The organism is Geobacter sp. OR-1 (assembly GCF_000813145.1).
Classification (GTDB): domain Bacteria; phylum Desulfobacterota; class Desulfuromonadia; order Geobacterales; family DSM-12255; genus Geoanaerobacter.
In genome coordinates this window covers 83,854-95,476 of the sequence record NZ_BAZF01000011.1, presented here as the reverse complement: position 1 = coordinate 95,476, position 11,623 = coordinate 83,854, and the positions used below count along the sequence as shown (strand labels likewise).

The window sequence follows — 11,623 nt, the reverse complement described above, 5'->3', positions numbered from 1 at the left end:
TTTTTTTGTAGTCAGTTCATGACCAGGCAGATTGCACCTGTGAAATAACTTAATAGAAACAGCTGGTTTTTGAACGCATCAAATATGAAGGAGTTAGTCATGGACATTATTGTCTCGAAAGATCTGAAAAAGAAATTCAAGCTCAAACATGGCCAACAGGTCAACAACAACGGGGTCATCTCCAATGAAATTGAGGTACTGGACGGTTTTGACCTGAAGATAAAAAAGGGTGAATTCCTGGTGCTGGTAGGGCCGAGCGGCAGCGGCAAATCCGTATTTCTCGATATTGTCGGTGGTCTGAGCGCACCGACAAGCGGGGTCGTCTATCTTGACGACAAGGTGATCGAGGCGCCAAGCGCTAAAACCGGATATGTCTTCCAGCAGTACGCGCTCTTCCCCTGGAGAACCGCTCTTTCAAACATTGAATTTGGCCTGGAATCGCGCGGGGTGCCTCCGGAGGAGCGAGTACAAACCGCTCGCGAGCTGCTGGCCATATTCGGTCTTTCAGATTTTGAAGACCGCTTTCCCTACCAGCTTTCCGGCGGGATGCAGCAGCGGGTTGCCATAGCACGGGCGCTTGCCACCAAACCCGAGGTATTGCTTATGGACGAACCGTTTGCCGCGCTCGATGCCCAGACACGCGAAATCCTCCAGAACGAGCTGATCAGGATCTGGGAAGGTACCGACACGACCGTAATATTTGTCACGCACAGTATCGACGAGGCGGTATTTCTGGCGGACAGGGTTGCGGTGGTAACTGCGCGGCCCGGCCAGGTAAAAGATATCATCGAGATCGATCTGCCGAGACCGAGAGACGGAGATGTCCGCTCCAGCAATGAATTTGCCGCCAATCGCCATAAGGTCTGGGATGCGCTCAAGGCCGAAGTGAACAAGGCGCAACAGGACTGGAAACTTGCACCGGGTTTTGCCGGATAACCATATATCAATTCCAAAATAAAGGAGATGAATCATGTCAGAAGAGCTGGTAGCAGCGTCCCAAGCAGGGCTGAAAACCCCGACAGTTGATTCCGGCAGTTACATAAAGCGGTTTGAGCATCTGTTTGAAGGGCTGAACAAATGGTCACAGGGTATTCCGCTGGTGCTCGCCTTTTTTGCGGTTTGGGAGGCTTTGCCGCGACTGGGCCTTATCGATCCGCTGTTTCTTCCAGCCTTTTCAACGACTATCAAGACCCTGTTCGACCTGACCGTGTCGGGGAAACTGCTGCTGCATGTTCTGGTCAGCCTGCAACGGTCATTGATCGGTTTCGGCCTGGCAGTTTTGATCGCCGTGCCACTCGGTTTCCTGATGGGGTGGTACAGCAGGTTTGAACGGTATACCGATCTGCTGATGCAGAGCCTGAGGAATACCTCCACTTTTGCCCTGCTGCCGATTTTTCTCCTGCTGCTGGGGCTTGGCGAGGCGTCCAAGATTGCGATCATATTCTATGGCGCCAGCTGGCAGCTCCTGATGAATACGATTACCGGAGTGAAAAGCGTTGACCCGATCTATATCAAGGCAGCCAAATCAATGGGTGTTTCCGACCGGGACCTGTTCAGGAAGATCATTCTTCCGGCCAGCATACCATCCATAGTCGTCGGTGCACGCATGGGGGCGAAAATAGCTCTGATGGTCGTTATCGCCGCCGAGATGATCGGCGCCAAAACCGGACTCGGTTTCTTCATCCAGAATGCCCAGTTCAATTTCATGATCCCTGAGATGTATGCCGGAATTCTGACCCTGGCCATACTGGGCCTGACGATCAATTATCTGCTGGTCTGGTTTGAAAAGAAGGCAACCTACTGGAAGGGTGAATTCGGCAGCGGGGTCATCGGGTAAAAACGGAGGAAGAAAACAATGAGCAATAAGATCAAGATATTGACCATAGCGATTATCGTCGTAGCAATAGCAGGTGCGGGATGGTTCTTCACCAAGAAGAGCCAGGCAACGACAGGGGATGTCGCGATCCGCGTGTTTGAAACCACTTCGCCAAATCAGTGGGAGCTGGTAAAAAAATTGACCGGTAGAGACATCCTTGCAGAAGAGGGGGTAATGCTTGCGCCGGTTCCCAGTGTCGCTGGTGGTAGCGGCGGCACGACAGCGCTTCAGGCGCTTTTGGCGAAGAATGTCGATACCGCCGGTTCTGCCTGGCCGGCCTGGATAAATATCGTTGCCAGTGGTGGCAGGATCAAGGCGCTGCTCGGCACGACCGTGTCGACAAAAGACAACAAGAGCGGCACAAGCGGGCTGTTGGTTCTTGAGGAGAGCAGTATCCGCACAATCAAGGATCTTGCCGGCAAAAGGATTGCGGTCAACGTACTGGGCGCGGAGGCTGATTATGTCATCCGCCAGTATCTCAAAAAGAACGGACTTGCCATTTCGCAGGTGCAACTGGTTGTCGTCCCCTCTGAAAACCAGGAGCAGATGCTCCGCAGCAGACAGGTCGATGCGGTGGCATGGACCAGCAACGGCGGCTCATATTTTGACATGACCGTTGAAAGGGGCGGGGTGCGCGAGATTCCCGGCACGAGAAATTATGAGACCAAAGGAGAGGCAATCCTTTTTGGCATCGGTTTTCACAACGATTTTATCGAAAAGCATCCCGATACCGTCAGGAGGTATATCAAAGCCTACGATACGGCACGTCGCATAATTTTTGCCGAGTATAAGAAAGACCCGGAGCTGGTGAAGAGGGTGTATGGCGAAATCTCGGCGGAAAAGGGGAGTAACCCCCGCCTGGCCAAGTATTACCAGGCAACCAGCTGGACCCCGGATTTCCCGCTCATCGTTGAAAAAGATCTTCAGTGGTGGATTGATCGTTTTATCGAGGACGGCTTGCTGAAGCCGGGGCAGGTCAAGCCGACGGACATTTTTACCAATGAGTTCAATCCGTTGTCCAAAAAATAGGAAGGTCTAAATGAAAACCACAAAAATTATTATTCTGGCTGTTGCCGTAGCAATTGCCGGCGGAGGCTGGTTTCTCACCTCGAAGGAGAGCCATGCTGAAAAGGAAGTTGCCATCAAGGTCGGTGAGTCCACAACGACCCCCAACAGCTTTGAACTCGCACAAAAACTGACCGGAAGAGATATCCTCAAGGAAGAAGAGGTATCGCTTGAGCGGATTCCGATTCAGGGTGGCGGTGGCGGCACGGTAACAATGCAGGCCCTGCTTGCCGGCAATATCGACGTAGCCGGTGGCTCGATATCGGTCTGGGTAAATGCCATCAGTAAAGGGGCAAAGGTGAAACTGCTGTTCCCCGGATCCGCTACGGAAAAGCCGGAACATTCCGGTCTGCTGGTCCTTGAGGAGAGTAATATTCACACCATCAAGGATCTGGTCGGCAAGAAGATCGCTGTCAACGTATTGGGCGCCGAGGCGGATTTTATCATCAGAACCTTCCTTAAGCAGAACTGCTTGTCGATCAATCAGGTGGAGCTGGTAGTGGTCCCTGCGGAGAACCAGGAACAGGTATTACGGAGCAGACAGGCGGATGCGGTTGCCTGGACAACCAGCGGCGGAGCCCAGTTCGACCGGGCTCTCGACAAGGGCGGGGTGAGAAGAATACCGGGCACCAGCAGTTTCGAGACACGCGGGAACCTGCCCCTGCTCACCACCAGCGAGGGATTCAGGGAGGAATTTATTAAGGAGCATCCGGGTGCTGTCAGGAAGTATCTGAAGGCTGTTGATGCGGCCAGGTACATTGTGTGGGGCGAGTATCAGAAGAATCCTGACCGTGTCCGCGCCGTTTATGCGGAGATAACGGAAGCAAAAGGTGGTAACCCGGAACAGGCCAATTATTACCGGGGGCCACGCTGGTCACCGGAAAATCAGTTCATTGCCGACCGGGATATCCAGTTCTGGATCGAAAAGTTTACCGAAACCGGGATTCTGAAGCCGGGCCAGATCAAGCCTTCCGATATCTACACCAACGAATTCAACCCGAAGTACAAGAATATTTGAAAAGAAGCTTAGGGTGAAGGTGGAAAAGCCTTCAGTGTATCAAGCCTTGCGGCTGTCTGATTGTGATGAGGTATCCTAATGAAAGCAGCTGATTGGTCATCAATCCCTTCGGACCGTCGTTCTGCCATGCGTTCCGCCATTTTTGCCCAATGCTTCGGCATGCTCAGCCAGCAGATGATCTCCGGCGGGATTTTACTGCTCTATCTTAACGCTATGGGGATGAAACCTGCGGTCATTCTGCTGGTACTGAACATTACACCATTCCTGTCTTCGTTTTTGTCCATTCCGGTGGCGTGGGGCGCGGATCGCGCCGGGATCAAACGTTTTGGTAATCTGGGCAATTTCCTGATGATATTGGGTTTGAGCTTTGTTGTCGGCGGGGCATTCCTGCGTGATGCGGAACCAAGCCTGGTTCTTCCGGCAATTCTTGCCGGCCTGGTGATACATATGTTCGGTGCGGCATTTTTTAATACCGGCTGGTTTTCGCTGCTTTCGCATATCGTCCCGAGCGAGTATACGGGGCGTTTTTTCGGGGTGATACGTTTTTCCTGGCAGATTGTTTCGCTGGCATTTTTCATCCTGTCTGCCTTCCTGTTTTCAGCCAGGACGCCAATCTGGATTTATCAGACGGTATTATGTTTAGGTGGGCTGTCGGTAGGGTGCCGCTACTTCTTTTATAAGGATATTCCCAATGCTCCTGCTGCGGAAAGCAAACCCTTAAATCTGATAAAATCAGTCGAATTTGCGCTTACACTGCCCGGTTTTGCGCCGTATCTGGCGTATTTACTCCTGCTGGTGTGCGTGACCGGCAATGGTCAGGACATGCTGCGGCTGTCGGCGGTACGAGGCTGCGGACTGGGCGACAATCAGATTCTATTTCTCACCGTGGGGAGCATGCTCGGTTCGCTAACCGCGTTCAAATTCATGGGACGTCTCATCGATCGTCTCGGGCCGCGCCGGGTTTTTTTGCTCTGCCACATCGGTTTTGCCGTGGCGCTGCTTTCCTTTCCGGCCCGGGTTCTGTTCCATCTGCCGCCGCTGGCTGCCGGTGTTTTCACCTCAATGATTCTGGGTTTGACCTCGTCTACCCTCGGCCTGACAACTACCTCGCAATCCTTTCAGATTTGCCGTGGAGCGCAGCGCACCATCGCGTATGCCCTGGTCTCGGCAACTCAGTCCATGGGGTCCGGATTGTCGGGATTCGCCCTAGCGGCGCTGCTGTCGCACATGGGAACATCCGTTCCCGGAGGAAATCCATTTGATCTGATCTTGATCGGCCTGGGGGTATTTATTCTTGTGCAGATTGCCGGTCTCAGGCTTCTTGCGGACAAGCGGGAAGGAACTGACCGGATTGTCGTTTCACCCGTCGTCTCATAAAAAGGTTAGAGCCCGTGCAATCTGGTAACCAGCAAAAAAAGGATGACAAACTAACTTGCGGACAGGTGATATTTGCGCTTGACAACGACAGGCGCCACTGATAAATTGTCTATAAAATATAGCTGATACATAGATTATTTAGCTGTAACCACTAATTAACATAAGCTGACCATAGATAATGGAGGCCGATGAGCTGTTTTCATCGGCCTTTTTTGTGTTTAAAGGCATTATTAGAGCAGGTTTACAAGGCTGCATAAACTATATGGTTGACCAGAAAAACTGGAGGCCAGGTTCACATCGGAAGATGGAACTTGGCCTTTTTTGTTTCTGTGAAACAGGAAAAGGGGCAGAACATGAGTGAGAAAATAGGCAAACATATCGCCATCTACGGCAAGGGGGGGATCGGCAAGTCCACTACGACATCGAATATCAGTGCCGCCCTCGCCGAGTCCGGCTACCGGGTGATCCAGATCGGCTGTGATCCGAAGAGCGACTCCACCACGATCCTGCGCGGCGGGAACGATCTGCCGACCGTGCTTGACACGCTGCGCGAACAGAGCAGGGTCAGGCTCGATGACATTTCGGCAATTGGATTCGGCGGCGTGCTCTGCATCGAGGCGGGCGGGCCGGTACCGGGGGTCGGCTGCGCAGGAAGGGGAATCAACGCGGCGGTGGAGCAGCTTCAGGATCTGAAAGTATTTGAGGAATTCAAGCCCGATTTCGTGCTGTACGATGTTCTGGGTGACGTCGTCTGTGGCGGTTTTGCCGTGCCGATCCGCGATGGCCTGGCAGACCGCGCCTTTGTGGTGACCTCGTCCGATTTCATGGCGGTGTTTGCCGCCAACAACCTCTTCAAGGCGGTCACCAAATATGCGCCTTCAGGCGGAGCGCGTCTGGGCGGGATCATCGCCAACAGCATCCTGGCGCCGTACGCGACATCGCTGATCGATGACTTTGCCGACAGAACCGGGTCCCGCGTGATCGGGTATGTGCCGCGCTCACTGACGGTGGCGCAAAGCGAACTGTACGGGAAAACGGTCATCGAGGCCGTGCCGCAGTCGGAGCAGGCCCAGGTGTATCGTGATCTGGCCAAATTCATCGTCGAGGATGAAGAAGCGATTATCCCCCGGCCGCTCAATGGTCCCGAACTGAAGAAGTGGGCCAGGGAGTGGGGCGATAAGATCTTTGAGGTCGAAGCCGGGGTTGTCCATGAGATGGCTTCGATTTAGATCCCCCTGCAAAGGGGACTTCTCCAATAAAAGGAAGAACACCATGTCGCCATTACGTTCAAAAGCGCCCCGCAGCAGGGAAAAACGGCTGGATACCCTCGGAGCCTGGCTGGGGCCGGTTTCCAATGCTTCGGAAGAGTTTGCCGCCGAAGAGGTCTTTCAACGCATCCGTACCTTTGCCCAGAGCAGCCACGATGACCTGCTCTATGCACTGCGAATCGTGTCCGGGATCAAAGACAGCGTCACCATAATCCATGGCCCGCGCGGCTGCGCCGCCGCCGGTCTGTACCATATTGCCGCGGGAAGCAGTACCCGCTGGATAGTCACCAATCTGGATGAGCGCGACACTATCATGGGAGCCGATGCTAAGCTGCGCAAGGCTGTTACTGCGCTGCATCACCGGTATCATCCGGCAGTGATATTCATTGTCGGCAATCCGGTGGTAGCTATCAATAATGATGACATCCAGTCGGTTGTGGAAGAACTGCATGAAGAGCTGGACGTGCCGATAGTGCCGATATATACGACCGGCTTTTCTACACAGAATGCCGTCTCCGGCTATGATACGGCGCTGCATGCCCTGTTGAAATACCTGTCGGGGAAAAGCAGCGCAGCGGCGAAAAACGGACCGGTCAACCTGTTGTCGGTAGCCGAAAATGCACTGGACAGGAAAGAGGCGCACGATCTTCTGGAAGGGGTTGGCCTGGAACTGAACGTGCTGCCGGACAATTCGACAGTGGCTTCATTCCGGGCGGCAATTACCGCCCGTGCTTCCATTCCGCTCTGCCCCGATGCCCCGGAATATCTCGGCACAATTCTTCAGGAAAAATACGGTGTGCCGTACATCGATGCCCCCCGCCCGGTCGGCATCGAGGGAACCGGACGCTGGCTGAAGTCGATCGCTGCCACTCTCGATATCGTATCGGCCGCTGATGAACTGCATAACCGCAAGGCGTCGGAAACGTTGCAACAGTTGAGCGGTTTTTCACTCACCGGGGAAAAGGTCTATCTATCGCTATCGTCTGCGAATGCCTTCAGCCTTGTCAGCCTGGTTGAAGAACTTGGCGGGGAGGTGTCCGGGGTCACCGTCACCCATCTGGACCGGCTCCATGTCCGGTACCTGAATGAACTGGCTGCCCGGAATCCGGCCCTGCAGATACATGTCTCCGATGGCCAGGAATTTGAAGAGATTTCGATCCTGCGCAAGCTTTCTCTTGACCTCTACCTGGGCGATTCAACCCATATCGGCCAGGTCGCCCGCCTCGGCATACCGACCGTATCGCTGGAGAATCTTGCCATTGTCGGCTACAGCGGTGTCGTGCGCCTGGCCAGGCGGATCAAAACGGCACTGCTAAACCGTTCCTTCGGCACGTCGTTGGCCCGCAGCAACCCGCCGTACCGGGAGTCATGGTATCGCCGCAGCGATAACTGGCACATCAAGCAGGAGGTAAAATAGATGTCGCATCATATTGAAGATTCCCGTAACTCATGCGCCCTGCATGGCGCACTGCAGGTTTATGAAGCCATTGAAGGTGTGGTCCCGGTCATTCACAGCACATCAGGGTGCGGTGTCCAGCACTACCTGGGGGGAACGCGCCTTTCCGGAGGCAATGCCCCCTTTGGCAGCGCACCGGTTTCATCCACCAATATCAGAGAGAAGCATGTGGTGTTCGGTGGCGGCTCCCGCCTGCGCGAACAGCTCAAAAACAGTGTCAAGGTGGTTCAGGGCGACCTGTACGCCATCGTCACCGGCTGCTCCATCGAAATGGTGGGTGATGATGTACCGGCCATGGCCAAAGAGGGGCTTGATCAGGATTGGCCGGTAGTATACGCTAATACCCCCGGATTCCGCGGCGATGTGCACCAGGGATACCAACTGGCGGTACGCGCCCTGATCGAGCAGCTTCCTGACATCTGGAAAGGGGCGAGCCCTGCACCAGCCGGTCTGGTAAATATCTGGGGTATTATCCCCAACCAGGACCCGTTCTGGCGAGGCAATCTCCGGGAGCTGGGCCGGCTGCTGGAAGCGATCGGCCTGGTGCCGAACCTGCTGCTGGGTGACGGTCAGGATGTTGAATCATGGAAAAAGGTGCCGGGCGCAGCTTTCAACCTGGCGGTCTCCAGCTGGGGAGAGCTTCCCGCGCGGCTTCTGGAAGAGCGTTACGGCACCCCGTTCATTTCGCTGGCAGGCCTGCCGGTCGGCACAGCTGCCGCTGATCTGCTCTATCAATTGACCGGTGAACTGGGACTCGACCAGCCGCGCATTGATGCCGTTATCGCCCGTGAGGAGGCACGTCTGAGCCATCAGTTTGCCCGGCTGGCTGATACCTATTACCGTACCGGCTTTCAGCGCGAGTTTGCCCTGATCGGCGAGAGTGCCCAGGTCGTCGGTATCGGAGAGTTTCTGGCCAAGAGTCTTGGGCTGTTGCCGCGCCTGCTGGTCATTACCGATAACCCGCCGGACCCGGTGCAGAAGGCGCTGGTTACCCGTCTCAACCCTATTGTGCCCGGATATGAAACAGACATTATTTTCAGCGAAGATCGGGCCGGGATCGGCGCTAGCGTCAGGGACAGCGGCGCCGGGATCGTGCTCGGAAGCAGCCTGGAACAGGAAGCTGCCGAAGAGCTGGGGGTCCCTTTTCTGGCGGTGTCATTTCCATTGGCAGATCGCATTGTTCTGGATCGCGGCTATGCCGGGTACCGTGGCGCGACCGCGCTGCTCGAAGACCTGGGCTCGGTCATTCTCAGCGATAGTTACCATCAGGTAGTTTGAAAGGATAAGCAATGCCCGCGTTCTCGACCCGTTTTATGCTGCTGCTGGTTTTCTGTCTCTGTCTCAATGCCTGTGCTGCGACAAATCCGTCTGCGACCAGGCTTGACTCGACACCGCGTCTCGCTGTAATTTCGGCATTCGACGCAGAGCTGGCAAAACTCCGGTCAGCGGCTACTATTACCGGAACTGAGGTGGTAAACGGCCGTACCCACTACCTGGGCAAACTGGCCGGTCAGGACGTGGTGCTGCTCCTGAGCGGTTACAGCATGGTCAATGCCGCCATGACAACGCAGGCGCTGTTTGACCACTTTACAGTCAAGGGAATAGTTTTTTCCGGTATCGCCGGCGGGGTCAATCCCGGTCTGCAGGTGGGCGATGTTACCGTACCGGCCCAATGGGGCAATTATCAGGAAAACCTGTTTGCGCGTGAAACGGCCACCGGCTTTGATCCGGGACGTATTACCGGAGAGTTCAAAAACTTCGGCATGATCTTTCCCCGCGCCAGTTCGGTGCCTGTTATCGGCAATGAACCGGACAGGCTTGAGAAACGGTTCTGGTTCCCGGTCGATGCCACAGCCTTGGAACGGGCGTCCCATCTTGCCGGGAGTGTTAAGCTTAACCGTTGTACCGCCAGCAACGAATGTCTTGAAAAAGAACCGCGGCTGGTGATCGGCGGCAACGGGGTCAGCGGCCCGACCTTTGTTGACAACAGTGCGTACCGGCAATGGGCCTGGGATACCTTCAAGGCCGATGCCCTTGACATGGAGACCGCTGCAGTTGCCCATGTGGCCTACGTCAACCGCGTACCGTACATCGCCTTCCGCTCCCTCTCCGACCTTGCCGGCGGCGGTCCGGGAAAGAACGAAGAGAAGGTCTTCGGCAGGCTCGCTGCGGACAACTCCGCGGCCGTGGTCATCGAGTACCTGAAGGCGCTGCCGGTGAGGTAGGGGGAGTTAAAAAAGCATAAGGAGCGAGGATGCCCATGCACAGATATTTCGATTTCAGCGCTAACAACACCAGCTACCGCCAGGAGATTGTTGCCGGAATCGCCACCTTCCTGACCATGGCTTACATCATCATCGTCAACCCGGCGATCCTGGAGGCGGCCGGCATCCCCAAGGGGCCGTCCATTACCGCGACCATCATTTCCGCCGCCTTCGGCACCCTGGTCATGGGTCTCTATGCCAAGCGCCCCTTTGCCATCGCCCCGTACATGGGGGAAAACGCCTTTATCGCCTTTACCGTGGTCAAGGGGATGGGCTACCCGTGGCAGACCGCTCTGGGCGCGATCTTCCTCGCCGGCGTGCTCTTCACCGTGCTGACCGTGTTCAAGGTGCGGAGCTGGCTGGCCAATGCCATACCCAAGTCGCTCAAATACAGCTTTGCCGTGGGGATCGGCCTGTTCCTCACCTTTATCGGCCTGAACGAAACCGGCCTCGTCACCCTCGGCGTGCCGGGAGCGCCGGTCTGCCTCGGCAAGGTGACCAGCCCGGCCACGCTCCTGGCTGTGGTCGGCTTCATGACCATTGCCTGGCTGCTGGTGAAACGGATTCATGGCGCACTGATCGCCGGTATCCTGGTAACGACGCTGCTCTCCATCGCTTTCGGGATTACCCCGCTCCCCAAGGAGTTGATTAGCCTGCCGCCGGACCCGTCACCGATCTTCGGCCAGCTGGACATCGCCGCTGCCCTTTCCCCCAAGGCTCTGCCGGTGGTGCTGATCGTCTTTGTCATGGCGTTTGTCGATACCGTCGGTACCCTGATCGGCCTTTCGGCCCGCGCCGGTCTGCTGGACGAAGACGGCAACCTGCCGGAGATCGAGAAGCCGATGCTGGCCGATGCCCTGGCCAACCTGGTGGCCCCGCTGGCCGGCACCACCACCACCGGCGCCTACATCGAATCCGCGGCCGGGATCGAGGAGGGTGGCAGGACCGGGTTCACCGCCGTGGTAGTGGCTGCCCTGTTTCTGCTCTCTCTGTTCTTTGCCCCGGTCTTCACCATAGTGCCGCCGCACGCCTACGGCACGGCCCTGATCGCCATCGGCATCCTGATGATCTCTCCGGTCATCCGGCTCGATTTCAGCGACTATACCGAGCTGATCCCGGCCTTCCTCACCATCGTCCTGATCAGTTTCACCTACAACATCGGCGTCGGCATGACCGCCGGCCTGCTGGTCTATCCGCTGCTCAAGCTGATTACCGGCCGGGTCAGGGAAGTCCCGCGCCCGCTCTGGCTCCTGGCCGCCATGTCGCTGATCTTCTACCTGGTCTATCCCTACAAGTAGA

General features: G+C 55.9%; 10 protein-coding genes. All 10 read left to right on the top strand.

Annotated elements, in window-relative coordinates; translation table 11 throughout:
- Window positions 1-99 precede the first annotated feature (99 nt).
- The 10 genes from OR1_RS12535 (at window position 100) to OR1_RS12485 (ending at window position 11,622) form a co-directional block, all read left to right on the top strand.
- Window positions 100-936, top strand: coding sequence for an ABC transporter ATP-binding protein (locus OR1_RS12535; protein WP_041972212.1), 837 nt, complete (start codon window positions 100-102; stop codon window positions 934-936).
- Window positions 937-970: 34 nt separating this feature from the next.
- Window positions 971-1,837 (top strand): ABC transporter permease, encoded by an 867-nt coding sequence (locus OR1_RS12530; RefSeq protein WP_052440429.1) that lies wholly within the window; start codon window positions 971-973, stop codon window positions 1,835-1,837.
- Between the two features lie 18 nt (window positions 1,838-1,855).
- On the top strand, window positions 1,856-2,905 hold the full coding sequence (locus OR1_RS12525; protein WP_041972211.1) for an ABC transporter substrate-binding protein: 1,050 nt from the start codon (window positions 1,856-1,858) through the stop codon (window positions 2,903-2,905).
- Between the two features lie 10 nt (window positions 2,906-2,915).
- Entirely contained in the window at window positions 2,916-3,959 is a 1,044-nt protein-coding gene (locus OR1_RS12520) for an ABC transporter substrate-binding protein (RefSeq protein WP_041972209.1), read from the top strand.
- A 78-nt stretch (window positions 3,960-4,037) separates the two neighbouring features.
- The gene (locus OR1_RS12515; protein WP_041972208.1) at window positions 4,038-5,336 is read left to right on the top strand and encodes an MFS transporter; all 1,299 of its coding nucleotides are present in this window, start codon (window positions 4,038-4,040) and stop codon (window positions 5,334-5,336) included.
- Between the two features lie 353 nt (window positions 5,337-5,689).
- The gene (locus OR1_RS12505) at window positions 5,690-6,565 is read left to right on the top strand and encodes an AAA family ATPase (RefSeq protein ID WP_041972206.1); all 876 of its coding nucleotides are present in this window, start codon (window positions 5,690-5,692) and stop codon (window positions 6,563-6,565) included.
- 43 nt (window positions 6,566-6,608) lie between these two features.
- Window positions 6,609-8,021 carry a nitrogenase component 1 gene (locus OR1_RS12500; protein WP_041972205.1) on the top strand — a complete coding sequence of 471 codons (1,413 nt, stop codon included), beginning with the start codon at window positions 6,609-6,611 and terminating at the stop codon, window positions 8,019-8,021.
- Window positions 8,022-9,338, top strand: a complete 1,317-nt coding sequence (locus OR1_RS12495) for a nitrogenase component 1 (protein WP_041972203.1) — start codon at window positions 8,022-8,024, stop codon at window positions 9,336-9,338.
- A gap of 11 nt (window positions 9,339-9,349) precedes the next feature.
- Window positions 9,350-10,285, top strand: a complete 936-nt coding sequence (locus tag OR1_RS12490) for a 5'-methylthioadenosine/S-adenosylhomocysteine nucleosidase (protein WP_082002932.1) — start codon at window positions 9,350-9,352, stop codon at window positions 10,283-10,285.
- 35 nt (window positions 10,286-10,320) lie between these two features.
- Complete coding sequence (locus OR1_RS12485) at window positions 10,321-11,622, top strand: NCS2 family permease (protein WP_041972262.1); 1,302 nt, start codon at window positions 10,321-10,323, stop codon at window positions 11,620-11,622.
- Window position 11,623 lies beyond the last annotated feature (1 nt).

What these genes read in the sequence shown, in the direction of transcription:
- OR1_RS12535 (WP_041972212.1), top strand. Translation starts at nt 100, where the DNA reads ATGGACATTATTGTCTCGAAAGATCTGAAAAAGAAATTCAAGCTCAAA.
- OR1_RS12530 (WP_052440429.1), top strand. Translation starts at nt 971, where the DNA reads ATGTCAGAAGAGCTGGTAGCAGCGTCCCAAGCAGGGCTGAAAACCCCG.
- OR1_RS12525 (WP_041972211.1), top strand. Translation starts at nt 1,856, where the DNA reads ATGAGCAATAAGATCAAGATATTGACCATAGCGATTATCGTCGTAGCA.
- OR1_RS12520 (WP_041972209.1), top strand. Translation starts at nt 2,916, where the DNA reads ATGAAAACCACAAAAATTATTATTCTGGCTGTTGCCGTAGCAATTGCC.
- OR1_RS12515 (WP_041972208.1), top strand. Translation starts at nt 4,038, where the DNA reads ATGAAAGCAGCTGATTGGTCATCAATCCCTTCGGACCGTCGTTCTGCC.
- OR1_RS12505 (WP_041972206.1), top strand. Translation starts at nt 5,690, where the DNA reads ATGAGTGAGAAAATAGGCAAACATATCGCCATCTACGGCAAGGGGGGG.
- OR1_RS12500 (WP_041972205.1), top strand. Translation starts at nt 6,609, where the DNA reads ATGTCGCCATTACGTTCAAAAGCGCCCCGCAGCAGGGAAAAACGGCTG.
- OR1_RS12495 (WP_041972203.1), top strand. Translation starts at nt 8,022, where the DNA reads ATGTCGCATCATATTGAAGATTCCCGTAACTCATGCGCCCTGCATGGC.
- OR1_RS12490 (WP_082002932.1), top strand. Translation starts at nt 9,350, where the DNA reads ATGCCCGCGTTCTCGACCCGTTTTATGCTGCTGCTGGTTTTCTGTCTC.
- OR1_RS12485 (WP_041972262.1), top strand. Translation starts at nt 10,321, where the DNA reads ATGCACAGATATTTCGATTTCAGCGCTAACAACACCAGCTACCGCCAG.